Raw genomic sequence first — 26,204 nt, 5'->3', positions numbered from 1 at the left:
TGCATCCGGGCGAATCTAAAGACTGGCTTTCCAGAGTTCAACACGGTTTCTACCTCGTCTTTTGGCGATATACAGAGCTTCGTCGGCTATTTGAATTAAACGTTCATAATCCGGATGTCCATTAAACATGGCGGCGCCAATGGACAGAGAGAGGTAAATATCTTCGCCGTTTGCAGCTTTCAGTTTGGTTTTTTCTACCCGACTGCGGATACGTTCTGCGGTACGTAAAGTGTCAGTTTCTGAGGCTTCCGTCAGTACAATGATAAATTCATCACCACCGTAGCGGAAAACATAATCACTACTACGGACGTTGTCGTAAAACGCCTGCGAGACTTTACGCAGAATTTCGTCGCCGGTGTTATGTCCCCATGTATCATTGATCTCTTTGAATTTATCAACATCAATGATTAGAACAGACAACGGCGTGCCAGCCCGATTGGCATGGGCAATTTCACGTTTGAAGATAGTCGGCAGGAAACGACGGTTAAGTAGCTTAGTCAACACATCCATTCCCACTTCATGGCGAGAAACTTCTTCAAACAGTTCTCGTAGTAAGGTGGTAATTTGCGATACGGTATTTCGTATCTGCAATAAAAACTTCACTCGCAGACTTTTGTTACTCAGATTTTTAGCATGGAGTATTGTCTGATTAAAAACTCCGTCGAAATCCTGAATAAGGCGGGAGATATGACCTACTTCGGCAATGCCGCTAAAATAATGACGACCTTTATGGTTAAACCATAAGCCAAAATCCGCCTGACTTAACGGTAAGCTGCTGCCTAAATCAGAATCCAACAGGACTTTATAAATAACATCTAATTCCCATGAAAGTAATGAGGCTATTTGCCGTTCTTTTTCTTCTTCGGCATTTTCCAGTAGTGAGAAGATACGATAGTTTTCGTCTTCTTTAGCCGCACTACTGTCGCTAAAGGTAAACGCACGGGTCATAACTTCCATGGCTATATCGATACTGTTAATCGAAAAATGATAAACCTGAAGTTTATCCGCAGGCGAATAATCAGAGGAAAATATCGCTGGATAGAGGATTTTCTTCAATACACGAAAACCCATCTCAACGATTTCTACGGGAATGCCAATACGGGCATGTACTTCGGCCACGGTATGTTGGATTTGTATAAGCCTATCAACATCGTCCGCTTGCGCAGAGAGCACATCGATAATCCATGTCTCCAGAGCACTTTTAAGTTGCCTTTCAACCTGTTCGTTACTCAAAAACTCTTCGGCATGTGGGTCAGTGCGTACAATACGATAAAACTCATTGCTCAGGTAATGGGCATGTGCAACAGCAATTTCTGCGGCTTTAGCGCGAATGAGAGGGGAAGCCTGGGTCACTAATCCAGTCCACTCATCTTTCATTCTTTTAAAGTACATCTCCATAATTCAGCCCCTTATACGACTGGAAAGGCAGATGGGATCGAAAAACGAAACGCAACATACTGGACAGACTTATCGCACCATATTCTCCTGAAATATGAGGATATAATGAAAAGAAATAAACGGATTAGACAGTTTTAATCTACGCTACTGTTCTTCTGAAGAGTATAGCCCATCGTGATTATTTTTCGGTGGTGACGAATATCGTATTGTTTTTCATGTTGATACTAATTAATCAGAGGATTATAGCAATCGGCTTATATGGAGATAATTTTATTTAAGAGGTTACGGCATTTTTGCAGGGTGACAAGCCGGTGCTTACATCACCGGCATGACACAGTAAAACAGGGCGTTTAACTTCCCCAACGACTTTGCAGATAACTAACGGCTTGTTGGGTCTGTGGCTTATTAAGGTAATCTTCGCGGAACAGAATCGTGCCGCTAATTTCGGGTACAGCATCGTTAAGATCAAGCTGCTTTTTTAGTTCTGGCACGCCGCCGTTAACCATCCAGTCAGGTTCTATCTTTGAGGGTTCACCCACTTTATAGAAGGCAACACCGATATATAGACGGGTTTTGGTCGGTTTAACGACATCTGCCCACCATTTTGCCAGTACGTCATAACGTGCGGCGCTACGTGAGAAAGGCCAGTAAATTTGTGGGGCAATATAATCCAGTAAACCTTGTTCTACCCAACGGCGGGTATCTGCATAGGATTCGTCATAGGCGGCTGCGCCTCGGGTATCGGAACCGAGCGGATCGTGTGATCGGTTGCGCCAGACGCCTGCCGGGCTAACGCCAAATTCAACCTCTGGCTTAATGCTTTTAATGGTGTGCGATACCTTTGCAATTAATTGCTGGGTATTGTTACGCCGCCAGTCTGCTTTTGATGCAAAAGCTCTCCCATATTTGCGGTACGTCTCGTTATCGTTCAGTAGCGAACCCGGTGATTCAGTGTAGAAATAATCGTCGAACTGCACGCCATCTATCGGATAACGGGAAACCACTTCCGCAACTATTGATGTGATCCAATCCTGAACCTCAGGGATACCAGGGTCGAGAACAAAACGGTCGCCCGACGTTCTGATCCAGTCGCGATGCTGCACGTAGACACTGGCTGGTTGCTGTGACAGGGTGCTATTCAATTCCCTGATAGTTCCGGGTTTTGTGTTAACCGACACGCGGTAGGGGTTAAACCAAGCGTGCACTTTCATCCCACGCTTGTGGGCTTCGTCGAGCATAAATTGCAGCGGATCGTAACCTGGATCTTCACCAATCTTGCCGGTCAGGAGATCGGACCACGGCAAAATTTCCGATGGCCAAAGGGCTGTACCATCGGGCTTTACCTGGAAAAAAACCGTATTGATGCCGAGACGTTGTAGATGATCTAACTTGTCAATCATCGCCTGTTGTTGTACACGGGCTCGGCTGGTGGGGTTACTGATATTAACCGAGGAAACAGGTGGCCAGTCGAGGCGAGACACAGTGGCCAGCCAGATACCGCGCATCGGTTGCGCTGATTGATGTGTGGTCGCTGGTGGTTTTGAACCTGCTGGTGGTGTAGTTATTGGCGTTGGCGGTGTGGTCTTACAACTACACAGTAAAAGAGCCAGAGCAACGAGTGTGGCTGGCTTTTTGATCGCTAATTTCACGTTTCGGGAGCAGATATCCATATATGCTGGTTTCCGGTAAACAGATGTGTTGCTCATTCTCGTACTTATCTGGGGCAAGTCAATACGATAACAGGTACGAAAAAGGGAGCGATTAACTATCGCTCCCTTGTCTTATCTCCTTCAGAGATGGTTAATGTTTCTTATCGTTCATCACAATATAGTGCGGTGAACGAGCACGTGGATGCAGGAAGAAGTGACCTTTCGGTGCGTTCTGGCTGTTAATTGGCTCCAGTGTCACACCGGTATTCGCTTTGCCTTTACGATCGTGGATGGCATAGAGAATAAAGGGCAGGGCAAGTACCACCAGGAAGCTAACGACCAGTAATTCGACATACATATCGGTAGAGTCACCCTGGATATTATCCGGCGGCAGGAAGGAAACAATAAATGCCATGATTGAGGTCAGCAGGCCGACAATAGCCACAACCAGTTTCACGCCTTTACCGCCTGGGATATTAAATGTGCGTTTTAAGTCAGGATGTTTAAGGACTAACACAATGTAGCCAATAAACAGCATGAAATAAGCACACAGATAAATCACCACCGTCAGAGCCAGTGCGATCAGGAAGGACATGTTGTTACCACCACCGGTATTGGTGAGAATAATCAAGGCGATAGAGGTGATCACCAACTGAGAAATAACCAAAGTGACCGGCACGCCATTTTTGTTCATTTTGGCGAACGCTGGAGGTAACAGGTTTTTCTGCGCTGTAACATACATCCCGCGAGAAGGACCGACAATCCAGGAGGCGATTTCTGCCAGAACACCCAGCAGCAGCAGTGCGGAGATCACGCGAACCGTCCACTCAATTTCCGGTGCCACGTGGGACATCAGAACGGTAAAGGTTTGCATTACCCCAGCGGACAGATTGATTTCATTACCCGGAATGACCATCGCAATGGACAAACCACCAACCGAGCTTAAACAGATTGCCGCCACCATCAGCAATAACATTGCCAACGGATAATCGCGCCCAGGATTGCTCATTTCATTGACGTGGGTTGCGGAGGCTTCTACCCCCATATAACTCAATATGAAAGCAACAAACACAACCAGGGTGCCAACTTTAGAGAAATCCGGGAAGAAGGTTTTTGCATCCATTTCGATAGCAACTGGCGCACCGGAGTGCAGGTAAATCGCCGCTAATGCAATCAAAATAAATGCGGGTAACAGGATACCGGCAAAGAAGCCGACTTTAGCAATTCGCGCTGTATATTTAGTACCGCCAAACTGAGTTAATGCCAGAACCCAAAGAATGATGAGTGCCGCAATGGTTTTTGTTACCGGATCTTCATTCAGTGCTGGCCATTTAAGAATGTAGGAAAGTGCCCCTAACACGAAATAGAGCATCGGAATAAAGCCGATAGCGATTTGCAAATAACCAAATGAGATCGCTGCAAATCCCCATTTTAACCCCAGGGTATTCGATACCCAGGCGAAAACGCCACCTTCTTCCCAACCGTCCACGGTAGCCATTTCCGCAGCACAGAGTCCAACGGGAATAAACCATAAAATCCCGCCTAATAGCAGGAAGAAAACTAATGAAAAACCGGATGTTGCAAAGGTAGGATATTCATAAACAGCCATTACCATCGATGCCGTAATAGCGAAGAATCCAAGTAATGTTAGCTGCTTAGCTTTACCTGTCTGTACTGATGTAGCCATATTTTCCCCCTAAAACGGTATTCCTGTCGGAACCGCGCCTGTCTTGTTCTGAAGCGTATTCAGAGCAATATTTTTCCATTGCTAATGCCAGTGAACAGACTCTGGAATTTGTCCCGAAACGGGATCGTTCCGGGACGCCATTACCATCTAAACGTTATCAGGTATGTTTAAAGCTGTTCTGCTGAGCAATACCCTGCAATTTCGGGTGATCGCTGAGATATTTCAGGGAGGCTTTGTAGTCTTCCAGCAACAGTTCAGCGAAGTCCATTTCGAAGCCACGGCGGCACATAATACGCATCACCACAATGTCGGTGGCTTCACCGCCAAGGGTGAAGGCCGGAACCTGCCAGCCGCGCAGGCGCAGACGTTCAGAGAGGTCATACAGGGTATATCCCGGATCTTCGCCATCTTTCAGTTTGAAACAAACCGCCGGGATACCTTCGTCCGGGCGACCGGTGCAGATGAATTCATACGGTCCCAGTTTAGCGATTTCATCCGCCAGGTAAGTGGCGACCTGGTAAGAGGCGTTCTGTACTTTGGTGTAGCCTTCGCGACCAAGGCGCAGGAATTCATAGTATTGCGCAATTACCTGGCCGGCGGGGCGAGAGAAGTTGATGGCGAAAGTCCCGATTTGACCGCCGAGATAGTCAACGTTGAACACCAGTTCTTTCGGCAGTGCTTCTTCATCACGCCAGATAACCCAGCCGCAGCCGAGCGGAGCCAGACCAAATTTATGACCTGAAGCACTGATTGATTTCACGCGCGGCAGGCGGAAGTCCCAGACAATATCAGGAGCCACGAACGGTGCCAGGAAGCCACCGCTGGCGGCGTCGATGTGCATATCGATATCGATCCCGGTGTCGGCCTGGAATTTATCCAGCGCATCGTGCAGCGGTTGCGGGAACTCATAGTTACCGGTGTAAGTCACACCGAAAGTCGGCACCACGCCGATGGTGTTTTCGTCGCAGGCTTCAATCATGCGTTTCGGATCCATGAACAACTGACCCGGGCGCATAGGGATCTCGCGCAGTTCCACATCCCAGTAGCGGGCAAATTTATGCCAGCAGATTTGCACCGGCCCGCACACGAGGTTGGGTTTATCGGTCGGTTTACCTGCGGCTTCCATTCGTTTGCGCCAACGCCATTTCATTGCCATCCCGCCGAGCATACAGGCCTCGGAAGAACCAATGGTGTTGGTGCCAACGGCCTGACCGTTTTTCGGCGCAGGCGCGTGCCACAGGTCGGCAACCATGTTTACACAACGCAGGTCGATAGCTGCGGACTGCGGATATTCTTCTTTATCGATCCAGTTTTTGTTGATCGACAGATCCATCAGCTTATGAACATTTTCGTCGTCCCAGGTCTGACAAAATGTGGCAAGGTTTTGTCGGGCATTGCCATCCAGGTATAATTCATCATTGATAATCTGGAATGCGATGTCATCGCGCATTTCGTGCAGCGGAAAACGTTTAGATTCCGCGATAGTGGAAATAGATTTCGCACCAAAACGTGAATCGAGTAGTTCTGACCTTAAATCCGTTACTTGCTTCTTATCCATTTCAAACTCCTTAAAATGATTGGATCGCATTAAAAAAAGTAGGATTTATCGATAAAGTAAGCAAGCGTAATGGCTTTGGTTTTAAATAACAAAATCCTAACCGATTTTTGATTTTCGGAATAAGCACGGTGTATTTTTCATAATTAATTACAATGAGATACAACAGTTTCCGATAAGGGGTGTTGAGTTATATGTTGTTATTTTTCTGTAATTTTCCTACGCAACATGATTATCACATAAAAATCAGCCCGTAAAATATCATTATTCGTCATCATTAATTTATGAAAGCGGTGGATAATATTGTCAAATAACAAAGGTTATTACTGAAATCTCAGCCAACCATGTTAACGAGTGATTTTTATTTCTACAGCCATAGTCCAGTATAGATGTGCGCAGATAATAACGATGCGGAAAATTAAGTAATATCTATAAGATATTTCCTGGTCGAAGATCACATGACTATAAATGAGGATTGACATACCACCGAAGGCTTATTGACTTATTTTAGCTGTAATGCACCCCATCTACGGAAGGCCAGTTGCGATTACTAAATAATAACTACGCAACCGTAATTTAGTCAGCATCCAATAGAACTTACCCCTTTATATTAGCTCTTGCACAAAAAGCTAAATTCATATTTACAAACAAAAATATAATCCCGGCCCTGTCACCAGACGAGTAATTGCAACCACTGAATGTTCAGGGTGGCGATGCGCTTTCTTTCATAAAGGTATTTCCTTTTCTGCGGAAAAGGAAACCGGGAAATATCCGGTTTTTCTGACAAGCAAACGTTTTTATATGCGTTTGCTTATGTTCGTTAATTCGTTCATCAGGAAATTATCTCAATGTCACGTTTTAAAAAAGCTAATAAACAACCACGCTTTCGTTATTCAGCCCTGGCTCACTGCGTGGCGTGGGCAAACATCTCTATTCAGGTTCTTTTTCCACTGGCTGTCACCTTTACGCCGACAATGACGGCGCGAGCGGCTCTGCCTCGTCTAAGTACGGAAAATACTGCGGTTGCTACTGACAATAATGCAGAAAAAAATATCGCGTCGTTTGCCGCGAATGCCGGTAAATTTTTAAGCAGTCAGCCGGATAGCGATGCGACACGCAATTTTGTTACCGGAATGGCCACAGCTAAGGCTACCCAGGAAATCCAGGAGTGGCTTGGAAAATATGGTACGGCGCGTGTCAAATTGAATGTCGATAAAGATTTCTCGCTGAAAGACTCTTCGCTGGAAATGCTTTATCCGATTTATGATACGCCTTCAGATATGCTATTCACTCAGGGGCAATACATCGTACCGACGATCGTACTCAGTCAAATATTGGTTTCGGCTGGCGTCATTTTTCAGGCAATGACTGGATGGCGGGGCTGAACACATTTATCGATCATGATTTATCCCGTAGTCATACCCGTATTGGCGTTGGTGCGGAATACTGGCGTGATTATCTGAAACTGAGTGCCAATGGTTATATCCGGGCTTCTGGCTGGAAAAAATCGCCAGATATTGAAGATTATCAAGAGCGTCCGGCTAATGGTTGGGATATCCGCGCAGAGGGATATTTACCGGCCTGGCCGCAGCTTGGCGCAAGCCTGATGTATGAACAATATTATGGCGATGAGGTAGGGCTGTTTGGTAAAGATAAGCGCCAGAAAGACCCACATGCCATTTCCGCCGAGGTGAACTATACGCCAGTGCCTCTTCTGACACTGAGTGCAGAGCACAAGCAGGGCAAGAGCGGTCAGAATGACACTCGCTTTGGTCTGGAAGTTAACTACCGGTTTGGCGAGCCTCTGGAGAAACAACTCGATACGGATAGCATTCGCGAGCGTCGGGTACTCGCAGGCAGCCGTTATGATCTGGTTGAACGTAATAACAACATTGTTCTTGAGTATCGCAAAGCTGAGGTGATCCGTATTGCTCTGCCTGATCGTATTGAAGGTAAGGGTGGACAGACGGTTTCGCTTGGTCTTGTAGTCAGCAAAGCAACTCACGGTCTGAAAAATGTGCAATGGGAAGCGCCGTCCTTGCTGGCCGCAGGCGGTAAAATTACCGGTCAGGGTAACCAGTGGCAAGTGACGCTCCCGGCTTATCAGGCAGGCAAAGACAATTATTACGCAATTTCTGCGGTCGCATACGATAACAAAGGCAATGCCTCAAAACGCGTACAGACTGAGGTGGTTATCACCGGGGCAGGTATGAGCGCCGATCGCACTACGTTAACGCTTGACGGTCAGAGCCGTATCCAAATGCTTGCTAACGGGAGTGCGCAAAAGCCGCTGGTTCTGTCTCTGCGAGACGCCGAAGGGCAGCCAATCACGGGTATGAAAGATCAGATCAAAACTGAACTGACGTTTAAACCTGCCGGAAACATCGTAACGCGTGGCATTAAGTCTGCTAAATCACAGGCACAACCAACTCTGGGGGAGATCACCGAAACAGAAGCTGGGGTGTACCAGTCGGTCTTCACCACCGGTACGCAATCAGGTGAAGCAACCATTACGGTGAGCGTTGATGGCATGAGCAAAACCGTCACTGCTGAACTGCGTGCCACTATGATGGATGTGACAAAATCGACTCTGAGCGTGAATGAGCCGTCAGGTGACGTGGTTGCCAATGGTCAGCAATCCTACACGCTGACGCTTACTGCCGTGGATACCGATGGCAACCCTGTGACGGGAGAAGCCAGCCGTCTGCGATTTGTTCCACAGGACAGCAATGGCGTTACCATTGGCAGCATTTCGGAGACAAACCCAGGTGTTTACAGCGCCACGGTTTCTTCGACCCGCGCCGGAAACATTGTTATGCGTGCTTTTAGCGAGCAGTATCAGTTGGGAACGTTACAACAAACGCTGAAGTTTGTCGCCGGACCGCTTGATACAGCGCATTCAACCATCACCCTGAACCCGGATAAACCGGTAGTTGGTGGCACGCTTACAGCTATCTGGGCAGCAAAAGATGCCTATGACAACCCGGTGACCGGTCTCACTCCAGATACACCGTCATTAACAGGGGCTGCCGCTGCGGGTTCTTCAGTTTCAGGCTGGACGGATAATGGCGATGGGACGTGGACTGCGCAGATTTCTCTGGGTACTACGGCGGGTGAATTAATTGTTATGCCGAAGCTCAACGGCCAGGATGCAGCAGCTAATGCGGCTAAAGTGACCGTGGTAGCTGATGCTTTATCTTCAGGCCAGTCGAAAGTATCCGTTGCATCGGATCGCGTAAAAGCAGGGGAAAGCACGACTGTGACGTTTGTGGCAAAAGATGCGCATGGTAACGCAATCAGCGGTCTTTCCCTGTCGACAAGCCTGACGGGAGCTGCGTCTGAAGGGGCGAACGTTTCCAGCTGGAGCGAGCAAGGCGATGGTTCCTATGTCGCTACGCTGACCACCGGCGGAAAGACAGGTGATCTTCGCATTATGCCGTTATTCAACGGCCAGCCAGCTACCACCGACGCCGCGCAGTTGACTGTCGTCGCGGGCGATCAGGCAGTTTCTACTTCAACGCTGACTGTAAAAGATGCCAATCTTGCTATTGAAAGCACGACGGAACTGACTTTCTCCGCCAGAGACCAGTTTGGAAACGCGCTTACCGATATTGACACCGCTAAACTTGGCGCATCGCTTTCCGGTGACGCTGCGTCTGGTAGTTCAGTTACAGGCTGGAGCCATAAAGGCAACGGCGAATACACGGCTGTTCTGCGTTCGGGAACGCGGGCAGGCGCGCTGAACATTATGCCGCAGATCGATGGCAAAAACGCTACAGCACAGGCAACTCCGGTTAACGTTAAAGCGGGGGCTATTGCGGTTGACCACTCGGAAATGACCGTATCAAAAACGTCGCTTACCGCAGGCGAAAGCATCACGCTGACGCTGACTGTGAAGGATAAATTCGGCAACGCAATCACCGGTATTACACCGGAAACACCGCAATTTGGTGGTGATGCATACAACGTCAACCAGCAGCGTCCATCCGTCAGTCAGTGGACGGAGAAGGGCAATGGAACCTATACGGCGATGCTGACTGCTGGCGCAACGGGAGTTGGTGAGCTAACCATCATGCCGCGCGTTGATGGCGCTGATGCTCTGAAGCAGGCGGTTTCTGTCACCATCGCCGCCGGGGAGATGTCGTTAGTGAACTCCACGCTTGTTGCAGATAATGAAGCCCCGATGATCAAAACGACGACACAATTGACCTTCACGGCGAAGGATGCGAACGGTAACCCTGTAAGTGGTCTGAAACCTGATGCTCCAGAATTTAGTGGCGTAGCCAGCACAGGGACGGAACAACCTTCGGCAGGAGCCTGGACGGAACAAAGCAATGGCACCTATGTTACGACGTTAACCACAGGCTCTGCAGCCGGTCAACTGGTTATCTGGCCTCGAGTGAATGGCAAAGATGCTGCTTCGAAACCGCTACTGCTGAACGTTGTGGGTAACGCTTCTGAGGCTAACATTCACGATATTTCAGTGAATGTTGATAACCAACTGGCTGATGGACAGTCCGCCAACAAGGTTACCCTGACCGTAACGGATTCTTATGGTAACCCGTTGCAGGATCAAACGGTAACACTGACTCTGCCTGAGGGAGTGAGCAGCAAGACGGGTAATACGGTAACAACGAATGCGGCAGGTAAAGCCGATATTGAGCTGATGTCCACAGTTGCCGGGGAACACGAAATCACTTTCTCGGTGAATAAAAATCAGAAGACTGCCACGGTGAAGTTCAAAGCGGATGCCAAAACCGGTCAGGCAAGCCTTCAGGTTGATATTGCCGATCAAAAAGCAGCAAACGGCAAAGATGCCTTTACGCTGACGGCAACTGTTGAGGATAAAAACGGCAACCCTGTTCCCGGAACTATGGTCGCCTTTAATCTTCCTCGGGGCGTCACACCGCTTAATGACGAGAGTACCTGGGTGAAGACCAGCGATGAAGGTAAAGCCGAGTTGCGAGTCGTTTCTGTGACTGCGGGAACGTATGCAATCACCGCAACGGCAGGAAATGACCAGATGTCGGATGCGCAGAGCATCACGTTTGTGGCTGACAAGGCTACGGCAACCATCTCGAGTATTGAGGTGATTGGCAACCGCGCACTGGCAGATGGTAAAGCCAAACAGACTTATAAAGTTACGGTTACTGATGCCAATAACAACCTTGTGCAAGGTAGTGAAGTGACGCTGACCGCCAGCCCGACAACGTTAGATCTGGAGCCGAACGGGACTGCAACAACTAATGAGCAAGGGCAGGCTGTATTCACCGCTTCTACCACTAAAGCGGCGATATATACGCTAACAGCGAAAGTGAATCGGACCGACGGTCAGGTATCGACGAAAACTGCCGAATCCAGATTCGTTGCGGATGATAAAAATGCAGTACTTGCTGCATCATCTGATGTAAAAGAACTGGTAGCAGACGGAGTGGCGACCGCAACGCTGGATGTTACTCTAATGTCGGCTGGCAACCCTGTTGGGGGAAATATGTGGGTCGACATTAAGGCTCCGGAAGGCGTGACGGAGAATGATTACCAGTTCTTGCCGTCGAAAGCTGACCATTTCGTGAACGGGAAAATCACGCGTAAATTCAGTACCACTAAGCCAGGGGAATATACATTTACATTCAACACTCTGACGTATGGTGGGTACGAAATGCAGCCTGTGACGGTGACTATTAACGCCGTGGAAGCTAATACTGAAGAGGGTGAGGAGGCAGTAAAATAATTTTCCCCGGAATGAAAAATTCGCTGTAATAAAGAATAATGGCGTTGACATTCTCAACGCCATTATTCCACTAAATACCTACCCTGATACTGATTAGACGGTAGCAGGGTAGGTAATCCTCAATGTGACACCGATACAAACTAAGCTGGGCGAACGGGGATGAAAATTTCGCAAACAACATAATTGCTATCCTTTTCTACGAAAGTTTTATCGTAGTAAAATCGCTCAATATCACTGCCGTTGACTCTGACTAACCCCCTCGCTGGCAGTTCTATCAGATAGAGGTTCCGCACCCAGTTCGCGTAGTGCTCCCAATCTCCTTCATAGCGGAAAGATGCATAAAGCCCTCCAGCCGTTATCCATTCCTTTGGCATGTCTGTATCCGCATGGTTGCATACAGTACCGGCGAAAGTTTCAACTGTGAGCAAATCTACCGATTTTGTTGATGGTGTATACGCTGAGACGTAATAGATATCCATCTTCAAATTTTGAAGGCACCGGGATAAATGATTACGGCGCAGTTTTGCTTCTTCATCTGGTGGCGTATTAGACAGCTCAATATCATATTTAAATGCATTGCCAAAAATACGTGTTTCAGGAAGATGGATTAATGTGCAATCTGTCTTTTGATGTTGACGCGTTAATAACGGGGGTAAAATATTTGTTAGATCCCAAAAATCACGGTGCCGATATTCTCTGGGAGAACATCCAAACAATTTTTTAAATTCACGACTGAATGACTGCTGTGAATCAAAATGCAAAGAGAGCGCAATATCAAGCATTGATTTGGCAGTAAGTCTGACAAGAATGGCTGCCCGACAAAGTCTTCGTTTGCGGATGTATGCGCCCAGGGGCATGTGCATGTAGTTTCTAAACAGAAGTTGAATATTGCGTCTGCTGTAGCCAGATTTCTGTGCAATATCTTCGATTGAGATAGGGTGATCGAGATTGCACTCAATCCACTCCAGGAGCTGCTGTAAAATCTTCTGCCTGATCATAACATTCTCCATTTATCTTTAGTCACTTTGCACATTTTCCTGGCGACAGTGGCTTTGAGTATATCAAAAACAGAAATACCCGAGAGGCAAAACGATTGATAGTGCCTGTCGGGTAATGGGGAGGGAGCATGTACATTAAAGCTATGAGGTCGGTACGGTGGTCAGGTGTATGTTGATATCTTGCATTTAACATAATATACATTATGCGAACCAAGGTTGTAGCTCCCATATTCTAATCATTTAGAGATGTCACTTTTTCTGGCATAAAGGATTGAACCTTATTGCCGTGGAGACATCAGGATGCTAGTGACCATGTCAGATAAAGAACTGAACAGGATTAATGTCATTCAGTCGGTTGTCGAAAAGCGCATGCGCCGTCGTGATGCTGCACACCAACTTGCTCTGACCGAACGTCAGACTCAGCGTTTGATGAACCGCTTTCGTGAATCTGGTGCTGCAGGTCTGGCAAACCTTCGACGAGGACGCCCCGGTAATCACAGACTTTCTGAGTCACTGAAGTTGCGAGTACTTTCTTTACTTCACGATAACTACAGTGACTTTGGACCAACGCTTGCCGCAGAAAAATTGCGCGAACGCCATAACATCACGGTGTCTGTTGAAACGCTCAGAAAATGGATGACGGCTGATGGACTCTGGGTCCCATACTCGCGTCGCAAGCCACGTGTTCATCAACCCAGATACCGGCGTGACTGCCTCGAAGAACTTGTTCAGATTGATGGTTCCCCGCATGACTGGTTTGAAGGACGTGCGCCGAAATGCTGCCTGCTCGTCTTTGTTGATGACGCTACTGGCCGCCTGATGCACCTGCGCTTTGGTGAGACTGAATCAGCCTTTGATTACATGATGGCCACTCGTGAGTATCTTGAGCAACACGGCAAACCCCTGGCGTTTTACAGTGATAAGCTCGGCATTTTCAGGGTCAATAATGGTGGTTCCACCACGACCGGTGTTACGCAATTTGGCCGCGTACTTTCTGAACTGGGGATCGGGCTGATTTGTGCCAACAGTCCACAGGCTAAAGGTCGTGTGGAGCGAGCAAATCAGACACTTCAGGACAGGCTTATCAAGGAAATGCGCCTCGAAGGCATCAGCAGCATCGAGGAGGCCAATGCCTGGCTGGATACCTTCATCGCTGACTTCAATCGTCGCTTCGCAAGACCAGCAAAATACCCCAAAGATCTGCACCGCCCCGTGGCTGAAAGCAACGATGAGCTGGATGATATTTTTGCCTGGCAGGAACAGCGTAAGCTGTCTAAAACGCTGACGTTCCGCTATGACAAAATGATATATCTGGTTGAACCTACAGAAGAAAATACTCGCATCGCTGGCGAAAAAATAAAAGTCTACGACTATCCAGATGGCACGCTGGCATTCAAATACGGTTACCGTTCACTCAAATATCAGGTGTTCGACAAACTGGAATGTGTCGACCATGGACAAATTGTTGATAACAAACGTCTTGGTGCTGTTCTGAAGTTGGCGCAAAGCAAAATGGATGAACTCGAACGCGATGGTAAGCGTGATCGGAGCAAAAAGATGCCTAAACGACGCGCACAAGCCAGGGTTCAGGAGCAACTCAGGGCAATTAACCCGGTTTTGGCAAATCCCGAGGAATTCAGGGCCAGCCTAAAACGCTGACCCCTGCTCTTTTTTATTCAACTACACAAAAGAGTCAGGACATTGCTTGCTAATTGTTTCAGAAATTTCTCGGATCAGTTCAGCGCACCCAAGAATAAAAGCATTATCTGCTTTGATGAGAGATCTTATCGCTGAAACATCCCCTTCTTCGTAAACTGGAGTGTGGGGAGTTTCAACATCAAATTCAAGAACATTGATCTTGGTTACAAGTTGCCTGTAACTTGCACCATCTCCATGTGCTTCAGCTCTTCATGGATGACGCCACCGGTCGTCTGATGCACCTGCGATTCTGTGATTCAGAAAATGCGTTCGACTACATGATGGCCACCCAGCAATACATTGATAATAAACGTTACCGTGAGCTGGGACCTGCCGGTCTGGTCAGCCAGCGCAGGGGAAAGCCCGGCAACCATCAGTTAAACACTGCCATCAGAGACCAGACCCTGCAGTTTATTCGCACACGTGGTCGGGGGATGAATCCGTCTGCAATCTGGCGAATTCTGACCACAGAATACGGTGTCCGGATTTCAAAAGAGACCGTGCGGAAAATGATGATTACAACCGGCGCTTTGCGAAATCGCCTCGGCATGACTTTGATGTTCACCGGCCACTTGAAACTGATGATGATCTAGCCGCATCTTTCACATGGCGGGAACTGCGACGTGTTTCAAAATCTTTAACGGTGCAGTACTTTATCTGATTGAAGATAATGAGATGAGTTAAGCCGCAGGGCTATCGGGAAATATATCGAGGTCTGGCATTACCCGGAAGGTCGTAAAGAACTCTGCCTTAACGGTGAAGCTCTTCCCTACTCCACCTATGATCGGCTCCAGGAAATCGACCAGGGGGCTATCGTGGACAACAAACGACTCGGACGTACCCTTGAATTTATCAAACTGTTTCAGGATAAACGCGATAATAACCGTTCACAGGCACTCCCTGCCGGTGATGGCCCAGAAAACCAGGCGAAAAGAAATCGCAACGTTCACTGAATGGTGACGATATGCTTGATGCGTTGAAGACGTTACAGTCCCGTTCTGAAGAAATTTTCGGTACAAGGAAATGACGAAGCTCTGAAGGCAGACATAATCCCACCCTTCACAGAACTGAATTGCCAGAGACATTAATGTCCGCTTTGAGCGAGGAGCGGTCATTAAGCCCCTCAGCCGTATGCCTTAAAGAGCGTACGCCAGAAATAAAAGGATTGCGCTACTGCGCATTCCTACTTTGACGGGATGTGACCCATGTCATCGCCACCGCACCCAGAAGTAACAAACCACTTAAACCAAAAGCACTTCTCCATCCCAGACTGTCGAATACCAGACCTCCAGCCGTTGAACCAAGTGCAATAGATAGCTGAATCACCGCAACCATGAGGCCTCCCCCCGTCTCTGCATCTTCGGGTAACGCACGTGCTATCCATGTCCACCACCCCGTTGGCGCAGCCGTTGCAAGTAGCCCCCACAGGCTGAGTAAAACGGCAACAGCCCAGATGTGGTGTCCGACCAGCAGTAACGCACCGGTAATCGCTGCCATAAGCAACGGGATCATGATTAATGTCTTATAAAATATGGTGTTCAGGAATGTTGAGACGAGCATTGTGCCGACAAAACCTGCTACACCTATTGCGAGCAAAATCAGAGAAAGATCAGAAGCTCCCACTCTGGTGACGCTTTCCAGAAAGGGGCGCACGTAGGTAAATAAAGCAAACTGTCCCATAAAGAAGAGCCCACAGGCCAGCAGTCCCGTTGGTACGATGGCGACACTGAACAGACGAAGCACAGACCCCTGTGGTTTATGTGTTTTATCGCTTTCCATCGAAGGCAGGCTGATCCATTGCCAGATGAACGCAGCTATCGCAAGGGGGACCAGACATAAAAAGGTGCCACGCCAACCGATGGTTGTCCCCAGATAGCTACCAAGCGGCGCAGCCACAACGGTGGCCAGCGCGTTGCCGCCGTTAAAAATTGCCAGTGCGCGGGGGACCTGGTGCTGCGGCACGAGCCGAATGGCGGTTGCAGCCGACATTGACCAGAATCCTCCGATGACGACGCCAATCAGAGCCCTCCCCAGCATATAAACCGGATAGTTAGGCGCTATGGTGATAACTATTCCCGATATGGCCATTAAGACCGTCAGCCCCAGCAGAAGATATTTTCGATTCAGGTCTCCGACAATACGGGAGATAGTCAGACTGGTAAGCACCGCCAGCGCGCCAGACACAGCAATTCCTTGCCCTGCCAGCCCTTCGGTAACGTGTAAATCATGGGCAATGAGCGTAAGCAGGCTGACTGGCATAAACTCAGAAGCGATCAGCACAAACACGCAAAGCGTCATGGCAAATACGCCGCTCCAGTATGCATGCGTTTTTTCGTATGATTGTTTTAGACTTATAGTGAACATTATTAGCATCCCTTAATATCGAACCAGCCAGATTCAGGCGCAGTCGGGTCAGAAGTTATTCAGGGAATAACGACATAATAGTTGGGTGAGAATAGAGGGCGATGTGGCATATTCTGCATCACATCAGGCAGTTAAAAGCCACCCGTTTACGACAGGTGGCCTGGTAAACCTTTCGGGTTATCTTAAGTTTGCCTTGAAAAATTGCTCAAATTTGGCAAATGGGATCTTACCCGCAACGTTGTCATACAGATCAACATGGTTTGCCCCGGGAACAATCACTAACTCTTTCTCTTTGCTGCCGATCGCGTTAAAGGCATCTTCAGCAAAATAGCGTGAATGGGCTTTTTCGCCGGTCACGATGAGTGTAGGGATAGTAACTTCATTAGCGTAACTCAGCAGCGGCATATTCATAAATGACAGCGGCATGGTTGCATTCCAGGCACCGGTTGAGTTGACCGAACGCGCATGGAAACCACGCGGCATGCGGTAATAATCAAAGAACTCTTTCAATACCGGATTAGGATTCGTGGGCAGAGTTTCCGGTAAAATACGATCGGAAGCGGTGACGTTGCCCTTCTCATCAACGTAAATGTCATGCCCGCCTGGCGCGAAAGCGCCATTTTCCGCATCCTTCCAGCGCTGCATGTTCAGATACTGCAATACGGCACGACGATCGGCAGTGGTATAGCGGTCTTTGCCATCGCCCACGCCATGACCCATTGCACGGCTCATGTCATACATCACGCTGCTCGCCACCGCCTTGACACGCGTGTCCATCGCAGCGTCGTTTAAAGCCATGCCGCCCCATCCGCAGATACCGAGCAACCCGATACGGTTGCGATCCACCTCTTTTTGCAGGCCTAAGAAATCAACCGCCGCGCTGAAATCCTCGGTGTTGATATCCGGAGATGCGACGTTTCGCGGGTAGCCGCCGCTTTCACCCGTGTATGAAGGGTCGAAAGCCAGAGTGACAAATCCCTGTTCAGCCAGCGTCTGCGCATACAGGCCGCTGGATTGCTCTTTCACCGCCCCGAAGGGGCCACTAACAGCAATAGCGGCCAGCTTGCGATCTCCACGATCCTTCGGTATGTAGAGATCCCCGACTAAGGTGATCCCGTACCGGTTCGGAAAGGTCACCTTACGGTGATCAACTTTCGTGCTCTCAGCAAAAGTTTTATCCCATTTCTCAACCAGCGAAACGGGCGCGTTCGGATTGGTTGTATCAGCGTAACTCATATTTGTGACTCCACTTAATGATGCGCATAACAGCATGGCGGGTATCGCAGCTGTCAATTTTTGGGTGAAAGCAGTCATCAAAATCCCCTTCATAAAATGTGCCAGATACTGGTTTCATACGGCCAACGCTGCCGTGCTTTGTTGCAACGCGCATATTATAGTTAGCACTAATAGTGCTGATTAGAGGGTAAATAATGCTAAGATTAATACCATATTGTTCTGAATTGTGATGCAGCAGCAGAGGAAGAATGATGGCGAAAAGGGAAAACTATAACGATCTCTATCTGTTTATGCAGGTCGTGCGAGAAGGGAGTTTTACCGCCGCCGCACAGAGGCTTGGTCTGGCGCAGTCAGGAATTAGCCGTGCAGTGCGCGAGCTGGAAGAACGACTGGGCGTGCAGCTTCTGGTACGCACCACGCGCAAGCTATCGCTCACCCATGCTGGCGAGTTGCTCTATAAAAACGTCGAATCTGGATTTGACGCCTTAGATATGGGGCTTGCCACGCTGGCCCATTATCGCCATACACCATCGGGTACGGTCCGTATTAATGCCAGCCAGCACGCCATTGACAAAGTACTGCTGCCGAAGCTGGCGGTGTTTAAACAACGCTACCCGGATATTCGGCTGGAGCTCATCAGTGAAAGCCGGTTTGTCGATATTATTACTGAACGCTTCGATGCCGGTATACGTCTGGGCTCGGAAGTGGATAGCGGTATGGTCGCGGTGCGTATTTCGCCCGATATGGAGATGGCCGTTGTCGGCACACCCGAGCACTTTCGTCGCTACGGATTTCCGCAAACCCCCACCGATTTAGTGGGTCATCCCTGCATCGCTTACCAGTTCGGCGACGGCAGCCTGTATGCCTGGGAACTCAATCAGGACGGTAAAAAGATCACCCATCAGCCTCAGGGACAATGGGCCTTTGCTGACAGTTATATGGAAGCCAAAGCCGCGAGGCTAGGTCTGGGACTGGCTTATGTTCCGGAGGAATTGGTGTCTGATGATATAGAACAGGGGGCGCTGATCAGAGTTTTGCAATGCTACAGCCAACGCCTGGAAGGTTCATATATCTATTATCCGCACAGAAATGTGTCACCCGCTCTACGAGCGGTTATCGATACATTGAGAATTTAAGGGATGAAGATGAGATGATTCGCAGGCCTGGGTAATAGTTGGAAAACAACGTCCGTTCCTGGCACACAGCGGACATTTCAGCTTTACCCTGCCCCGGACATCTGAACTTAGCTTTGACATAGATTGTAGAGGCTAAATTGAGATGTCCATTTCTGGCAAATATAGCCATGTCCGCGCTACAGTCTCACCACTGCTTTCAAAGGATGAGACTCATAACTACACTCGGAACTGAGTTTTTCTCAATGACCGATGTTAATCAACTCAGGCTCTTACAGGACGTGTTTGGTTCCACGCAGGCTTCGCGCCCCCAAAATTCAGCAGCCAAGGATCGACATGCTTGTACTGGTGAGCTCATTCAGCAACATTGTGCGTCCATCAGTTGAATTCACAGCGAAAAGCAACCCTGGCAACTTTAGAGAGATTGGGATATTTTTACTTAACTCTTCTGACAAAGGTTATGGCAATGGTCTTAATCAGGACTCCTGAATTAAAAGATATACCATCTCTACAAAAGCTCTTTCTGCAATTGGGTTATCAGACAGATGTAGAACGCTTAGAAAATCATATTAACCAGAAGCATCCCAGTCTTAGCATTTTGGTTGCTGAAACAGAAAAGGAACTCTGCGGGGTTATTGTGATGAATTTTATCACCCCTGTACATGAAAACGGCTTGTGGGCATTAATTTCTGCTCTGGTCATAGATGAATCGTCGCGAGGCACAGGGATCGGACAAAAGCTTCTCATTGCCTCTGAAAAAATCGCACTGGATAAGGGATGTTCTCAGATTGAACTTTCAAGCAGTGAACGTCGAGTCAGAGCACACAAGTTTTATGAAAGCAACGGTTACCTGGAAGTGAGGAAGCGTTTTGTTAAGCATCTCGCAGACATGCCCATTGTTAAATAACTCTCCCGAGAGGTTTGCAATGTCTGATCCTGATTCCGTGCGCAAGCTGATTATTATGACCACTTCGTAAGTTGTGCCACCTGGTGTATATCACCTGACTTGAACTTGATATGGATTTAAATAGTTTTGAGGCGGTATTACTTTTAAGCGTTATATCATCTGGTTTATTATTGATTTTGATGTCACTCGGGGAATCAAGATCTTCATCACCTAAAACATCAATGATGTATAAAATGTTGAATGCAAATTTTCTCGTCATATTTTATATCTCTATATCCGATAGAGTTAGTGTCCAAAATGCCATGATTTTTGCACAAAAAACTCCTTCAAACCTGGCTCCTGCCCTAAGGATATCAAAAAAAAGCCACTGTGGAATTATTCCCTTCATGGATATTTAGCTGGCAAGTATTAAAATTAGATATTGAATATTCTGTATGTTAATAGATTCATATAAAATCAACAAAAAGCTTAATATATGGATTTTATTTATTTTAAAGTGGTTGTAATTAAAATTTACGCCTGGCTACATTTGAGTTAATCACGTAGGCCACGTACAAAGCGCGTGTTCAATGGATTGATGACGTGAGGCGAATCCATCAGTTTTATCTACACTTGGGATAATGCGCTGACGGGAGTAAAAAAATGGCTGACTGGACCCCCTCTTTATATCTGCACTTCAACGCCGAACGGTCACGACCGGCGGTAGAACTGCTTGCCAGAGTCCCTCTGGAAAACGCCCGGGAAATAGCTGATCTTGGCTGTGGCCCAGGCAATAGCACCGCCCTGCTACATCAACGTTGGCCAACGGCTAAAATTACCGGCATTGATTCGTCTCCGGCGATGATTGCCGAAGCGCGCGCAATTTTATCAGAATGTCAGTTTGTGGAAGCAGACATCCGCAATTGGCAACCGAGCCATGCACTCGATCTGATTTTCGCCAATGCCTCGCTGCAATGGCTGCCCGAACACTATGAACTGTTTCCGCATCTGGTATCGTTACTCAATCCGCATGGCGTGCTGGCGGTGCAAATGCCGGACAACTGGCTGGAGCCGACGCATGTATTAATGCGCGAAGTCGCCTGGGAGCAGCATTATCCGGATCGTGGACGCGAACCGCTGGCAGGCGTTCATGCTTACTACGATATTCTGAGCGAAGCTGGATGTGAGGTTGATATCTGGCGAACCACCTACTATCACCAGATGCCGTCGCACCAGGCGATTATTGACTGGGTGACAGCCACCGGATTACGCCCATGGTTGCAGGATCTGACGGAGAGTGAGCAGCAGCATTTTCTTACGCGCTACCATCAGATGCTGGAAGAACAGTATCCACTGCAGGAGAACGGGCAGATACTGTTGGCATTTCCGCGTCTGTTTATTGTTGCCCGGCGCACGGAGTAATTATTACGTCAGCTGGTAATGGCGATCGGGAAGAATCTTCGGCGGAATTTCTGTTTCGTCGTTCATCTGTAACAGGTCAATTTCAATAGCGTTGCAGATGGCATCCAACGGTAAATCATTGTTTTCAGTACCGAACGGATCTTCCAGCTCTTCCGCCAGACAATCCAGCGAAATAAAGGTGTAGGAAATTAGCACAGAGATAAAAGGCGTCATGTAATGCAGATCCACCACAAGGGCGAATGGTAGCATGATGCAAAAAAGATAAACGGTGCGATGCAAAATCAGGGTGTAAGCAAAGGGAATTGGTGTATATGCAATACGCTCGCACCCTGCCAGTACCGCAGAAATATCATTAAGACGATCGTTCAGACTAATAAACAGAATGTCAGAAAGTAGCCCGTTCCGCCGCTGAACGGCTAACCACTCACCCATTATCAATAAAATACGGTTAGCTGGAGAGTTGGAAGCCAGTGCTCGCTGAAGATCTCCAGTATTAAGATAATGTGCCAGCACTTCCGCCTGTGGCTGTTTGCGTAATGTCATGCGTAAACAGTGGGCGAAGGCGATTTGTAGCCGGGCAAACTCCTTTACACTTGCCGAATCAGGCAATGTCGTTTTTACCTCACGCAGTAACGACCGTGAGGCAATCATCAACTGCCCCCAAAGTTTGCGCGCTTCAACATAACGGGCGTACCCCGCGTTATTACGAAACCCCAGAAAGATGGCGATAGCAACCCCGAGAATGCTGAACGGCGCGAGGGTAAATTTGATGCCCAAATGCGTATACCAAGGCAGCATGAAAATAACCGTGATAGAAAAGAGAAAGTTTAGTAGCAAGCGCGATGATATTTTGGATAATACTGAACCGTGCCAGACAAAAATACGGCGCAGCCAGTGTTGTTGTGGGCGAACAATCATGATTATCTTCAGGCGTGGAAAAGTCGCCCTATTAAACGTGATTGCGATCACATTCTCAAGTTCCTAATTACAAATTACCTACAAGACTACAACATTCACAGGTGCTACATTTAGCACCTGTTTATATTAAAGCATATAGTATGTTGTAACTAATATGGAATGCTAAGAAACCCGGTCGAAACCGGGTTCAGTGATTGTGCCGTTAATTGTCTGATGCGCTACGCTTATCAGGGCTACAACTAACTGAAACCATATAGTTAGTTGGTAAATCATGCTGGATGCGGTGTATAGGCCTTATCCAGCATACAAAATAATGCAAGGATCAGCACAACGGACGTACAGCTTCGCGCATCCCTTTTTCCAGAATCGCTTCCAGGTCATTAGCAACCTGCTCGACCAGACCAGGCACTTGCGTCAGATCCTGCTCCCAGTGATCTTTTTCTGCCAACACAATCGCAACCAGTTCCTGGGTGCCGATAACACGGTCACGATGCTGGCTCCAGAGTTGTTGATAACGTTCCAGCCAGTGCGCATCGTCCTGTACCGGATACGTTTCTCCGTTACGCTCTCCGCGATAGAACGCAATCAATGCCGCTAATGCGAAAGTGAGGCGCGCCGGAAGTGTGCCGTTTGCCTTCTGCCCTGCCAGCAGTTGCGGCAGGATTCGGGTGCGGAACTTGGTCATACCGTTGAGCGCGATAGACAGCAGCTGATGCTTAATGTACGGGTTACGGAAACGCCCGGTGACGGCACTGGCGAAAGATTCCAGTTCATCACGTGGCAGATCCAGCACCGGAATAATCTCTTCGTAAATCGCTTTTTCAACGAATGCGCAAATTTCAGCATCGTTCATCGCTTCGCCGACGGTATCCAGCCCTGCCTGGAACGCAACCGGCACCAGCGCGGTATGTGCACCGTTAAGGATTGCTACTTTGCGCTCTTTATACGGTTTAATATCGTCAACAATCAGCACGTTAAGCGGATATTTATCCAGACGCAGTTCAGTCGCTAAGGATTTCGGCCCCTGAATCACAAACAGGTAAAAGTGTTCAGCGGTGTCGAGGAAACCATCGTGATAGCCGAGTTCAGCTTCCAGTTTAGCCACTTCATCACGCGGATAACCGGTAACGATGCGGTCCACCAGCGTAGAACAGAAACTGTTAGCCTGATCCAGCCATTGAATAAATGCTTCTGGCAGTGCCCATTCTTGTGCGTAGCGCAGCACCAGTTCACGCAACGCGTCGCCGTTGTAGTCGATCAGCTCGCACGGAATGATGATCCAGCCTTTATCCAGCGCACCGTTGAAATGGCTGAAACGTTCGAACAGCAGACGCGTCAGTTTGGCCGGATAGCTTACCGCTGGCGCATCATCAAATTTGTCGCCCGCATGATAGCTAATACCCGCTTCTGTGGTGTTGGAAAAGACGAAGCGCATTTCCGGATTATGCGCAAGTTTCAGGAATTCATCGTAGTCACCGTAGACGCTGATTTCACGGTTTACAGAACGAATCAGACGCGCATCGCTGACCGCTTCTCCCTTCTCATTCAGGCCACGAATAATGGTAGTATACAGACCATCCTGCGTGCTCAGTGACGGCGGGAATGAAGTTTCAATCGGACGAACAACGACCACGCCAGAATTCAGGTCGGTGTGTTCATTCAGGAGATCAATTTGCCAGTCAACAAAGGCGCGCAGAAAGTTACCTTCACCAAACTGAATGATTCGTTCTGGATACTGTGCACCGGGAAAATCGCGACGATTTAGTGTTTTCACAATGGGTTCCCTTTTGATTAGTCATACAACCTGCTTGAATTGGTACGACAGGTTAGCAAACTTTAATACACTGAACCCCTGTTTTGATCAACTCGTGATGATTAATTAGCAGGTTTAAGATAAAAATGTGGCGCGGATCATGGTTCCATCGAGGATTTTCCTCTTTCTCCAGTCGGCAGAGTGGTAGAACACATTACGCTAAAACCGTGACAAAATAACAAAGCTGTCAGACAACTTCCTCACCATAACGCATGGTACTGGTGCGGTTACGTCCGTCTTTCTTCGAGCGATAGAGACACGTATCAGCTTCAACCATCAATTTATTGAAGTCATCGGTTAGTGTGCGGTATGAAGCATCCCCACTACCGACGCCGATGCTAACCGTCAGATAAAGCGTCTTTTGTTGCCAGTTGAATGGTTGCAGTTCCACGCCTTTACGAATTTTCTCCGCCATCAGCAGACCATCAACGGGATTCATTGAAGGCACGGCTACGGCAAACTCTTCGCCTCCCATTCTTGCCACCAGCCCCTTATCGCCGACAATTTTCTGAATATGCTGGGCAAACACGCTTAACACTTTATCGCCACACTCATGACCATAGTTATCGTTAATGCTTTTGAAATAGTCGATATCAAGCAGCATGACGGTCAGATATTGTGTCTGTTGCAGCGATGGACTTTTCAGCGCCTCATAAAGACCGGATCGTGAGTAAACCTGAGTCAGAAAATCAAAATCGGCTCGCAGCGCAACTTGCTTCATTAGCGAATTAATCGCTGCCACGCTAAAGGAAACCATAATTGGGCAAATCGCCATCGTCGCTATGCCGAGACGTGCGGAGAACATTTGCGGAATAGAGAACGGCGAACCGACGGCGATATCAATTACCGAATTTGCCACCAGTACGATCTCCACTGCTCCGGTGATAAAAGTCAGCAGACACGTCACCTGTGGCGTATAACGCACCGCACACCAGATTAATGCGGGCAGCGGGAACGCCAGACTCCCCGCTCCGCCAATGGCGACCGAGGCAATAACCGACACAATAAGCGCAATGACTGGCATCATCTGCTCTGCTTTAAAGCGCGGCCATACCCCAGGAATTGCCAGCGTCAGCATACAAGGAACAATCAACACGCCTGTTGAGAATTGTTCACTAAACCAGTCAGCAAGCAAAGGCCAGAAATCCAGACTATCAATACTGACCGAACCAATCGCCCCGACGATGGCACATAATAAAGCGGCAATCAGACAATAATTAAATAACCGTAATGCGCTTACTGGCTCGTACTTATTTTTCCCCAGACGCTTATCCCGCATAACCAGTAGGGCGACAGTTACGATAAACATCATATTGGATAAATTGATAACCAGTGAAACCAGCCCCCATTCGGTGGTCATGGCATCATAAACCAGCATTGCCACGTAACAGATGGCATAGTAATGCAGACGATTAAGCCAGACGTAGCGGGCAAATACCCCTGCCATCACGCCATTCAGTGGCCAGAAAAGAGAAAGTTCGTGAACCAGGCGTAGCTCTGCACCTATAAAATAGAACAGCGTCGTTAGCGCAAAAATTGCAATGCTATTACGTAGTAGATGACCTTCCTGGAACAAACGGAAAGTGGATATGGGGTGTACATGCATTAATTATCTGTCCATACAATTGCGAGTGGCAATTATCTCAACGCAATAAGTAAATTCTCATAAAGGATAGCATGTTCGCTGACAGCGGCGACAAAGAAAGATATCAATCA

The 26,204-nt window shown here is 48.1% G+C and carries 15 protein-coding genes and 2 pseudogenes; 7 read left to right on the top strand and 10 right to left on the bottom strand.

All coding sequences use genetic code 11. The annotated features are described in order from the left end of the window. Positions 1-15: 15 nt before the first annotated feature. The 4 genes from WC5_RS05160 to gad form a co-directional block, all read right to left on the bottom strand. Complete coding sequence (locus tag WC5_RS05160) at positions 16-1,398, bottom strand: diguanylate cyclase (RefSeq protein ID WP_000426303.1); 1,383 nt, start codon at positions 1,396-1,398, stop codon at positions 16-18. Between the two features lie 350 nt (positions 1,399-1,748). After that, entirely contained in the window at positions 1,749-3,068 is a 1,320-nt protein-coding gene (locus WC5_RS05165) for a family 10 glycosylhydrolase (protein WP_000350409.1), read from the bottom strand. A 130-nt stretch (positions 3,069-3,198) separates the two neighbouring features. Then, positions 3,199-4,734, bottom strand: coding sequence for an acid resistance gamma-aminobutyrate antiporter GadC (gene gadC, locus WC5_RS05170; RefSeq protein ID WP_000246004.1), 1,536 nt, complete (start codon positions 4,732-4,734; stop codon positions 3,199-3,201). A gap of 157 nt (positions 4,735-4,891) precedes the next feature. Further along, complete coding sequence (gad, locus tag WC5_RS05175) at positions 4,892-6,292, bottom strand: glutamate decarboxylase (protein WP_001516378.1); 1,401 nt, start codon at positions 6,290-6,292, stop codon at positions 4,892-4,894. An 845-nt stretch (positions 6,293-7,137) separates the two neighbouring features. On the opposite strand from gad, the pseudogene WC5_RS05180 reads away from it, so the two are divergent. Further along, positions 7,138-12,020: pseudogene (locus tag WC5_RS05180) on the top strand (invasin domain 3-containing protein). A 140-nt stretch (positions 12,021-12,160) separates the two neighbouring features. Here WC5_RS05180 and WC5_RS05185 read toward each other — a convergent pair. Next, on the bottom strand, positions 12,161-13,018 hold the full coding sequence (locus WC5_RS05185; protein WP_016158263.1) for a helix-turn-helix domain-containing protein: 858 nt from the start codon (positions 13,016-13,018) through the stop codon (positions 12,161-12,163). 312 nt (positions 13,019-13,330) lie between these two features. Between WC5_RS05185 and WC5_RS05190 the strand changes: the two genes are divergently transcribed. From WC5_RS05190 to WC5_RS26185, 3 genes and pseudogenes are all read left to right on the top strand, one after another. Then, positions 13,331-14,677 (top strand): ISNCY family transposase, encoded by a 1,347-nt coding sequence (locus tag WC5_RS05190; RefSeq protein WP_001280606.1) that lies wholly within the window; start codon positions 13,331-13,333, stop codon positions 14,675-14,677. 251 nt (positions 14,678-14,928) lie between these two features. Continuing rightward, complete coding sequence (locus WC5_RS24950; protein ID WP_000340724.1) at positions 14,929-15,309, top strand: helix-turn-helix domain-containing protein; 381 nt, start codon at positions 14,929-14,931, stop codon at positions 15,307-15,309. Next, positions 15,231-15,743: pseudogene (locus tag WC5_RS26185) on the top strand (ISNCY family transposase); the annotation flags it as partial. The gene WC5_RS24950 and the pseudogene WC5_RS26185, both read left to right, overlap by 79 nt. Positions 15,744-15,886: 143 nt before the next feature. Here WC5_RS26185 and WC5_RS05200 read toward each other — a convergent pair. Beyond that, complete coding sequence (locus WC5_RS05200; protein WP_000494214.1) at positions 15,887-17,080, bottom strand: MFS transporter; 1,194 nt, start codon at positions 17,078-17,080, stop codon at positions 15,887-15,889. Between the two features lie 177 nt (positions 17,081-17,257). Next, on the bottom strand, positions 17,258-18,394 hold the full coding sequence (locus WC5_RS05205; protein ID WP_010350796.1) for an alpha/beta hydrolase: 1,137 nt from the start codon (positions 18,392-18,394) through the stop codon (positions 17,258-17,260). Between the two features lie 173 nt (positions 18,395-18,567). Here WC5_RS05205 and WC5_RS05210 point away from each other — a divergent pair, with 173 nt between their 5' ends. The 3 genes from WC5_RS05210 to tam all read left to right on the top strand — a co-directional run bounded on the left by WC5_RS05210 (position 18,568) and on the right by tam (position 21,757). Further along, a complete protein-coding gene (locus WC5_RS05210; RefSeq protein WP_001119030.1) occupies positions 18,568-19,452 on the top strand; it encodes a LysR family transcriptional regulator in 885 nt (294 codons plus the stop codon). 463 nt (positions 19,453-19,915) lie between these two features. Beyond that, positions 19,916-20,356, top strand: coding sequence for a GNAT family N-acetyltransferase (locus WC5_RS05215; protein WP_000243016.1), 441 nt, complete (start codon positions 19,916-19,918; stop codon positions 20,354-20,356). 642 nt (positions 20,357-20,998) lie between these two features. Next, entirely contained in the window at positions 20,999-21,757 is a 759-nt protein-coding gene (gene tam, locus WC5_RS05220; protein WP_000796287.1) for a trans-aconitate 2-methyltransferase, read from the top strand. A 3-nt stretch (positions 21,758-21,760) separates the two neighbouring features. Here the strand turns inward: tam and WC5_RS05225 are convergent, their stop codons facing one another. The 3 genes from WC5_RS05225 to WC5_RS05235 form a co-directional block, all read right to left on the bottom strand. Continuing rightward, positions 21,761-22,675 carry a bestrophin family protein gene (locus WC5_RS05225; RefSeq protein ID WP_010350792.1) on the bottom strand — a complete coding sequence of 305 codons (915 nt, stop codon included), beginning with the start codon at positions 22,673-22,675 and terminating at the stop codon, positions 21,761-21,763. A 322-nt stretch (positions 22,676-22,997) separates the two neighbouring features. Further along, on the bottom strand, positions 22,998-24,449 hold the full coding sequence (uxaB, locus tag WC5_RS05230) for a tagaturonate reductase (RefSeq protein WP_000854607.1): 1,452 nt from the start codon (positions 24,447-24,449) through the stop codon (positions 22,998-23,000). 226 nt (positions 24,450-24,675) lie between these two features. Continuing rightward, a complete protein-coding gene (locus WC5_RS05235) occupies positions 24,676-26,094 on the bottom strand; it encodes a GGDEF domain-containing protein (protein WP_000558028.1) in 1,419 nt (472 codons plus the stop codon). Positions 26,095-26,204 lie beyond the last annotated feature (110 nt).

Source organism: Escherichia sp. KTE114, from assembly GCF_000407765.1.
Lineage (GTDB): Bacteria > Pseudomonadota > Gammaproteobacteria > Enterobacterales > Enterobacteriaceae > Escherichia > Escherichia ruysiae.
Note: the sequence above shows the minus strand (reverse complement) of the source record. Positions and strands in the feature narration are given on the sequence as shown.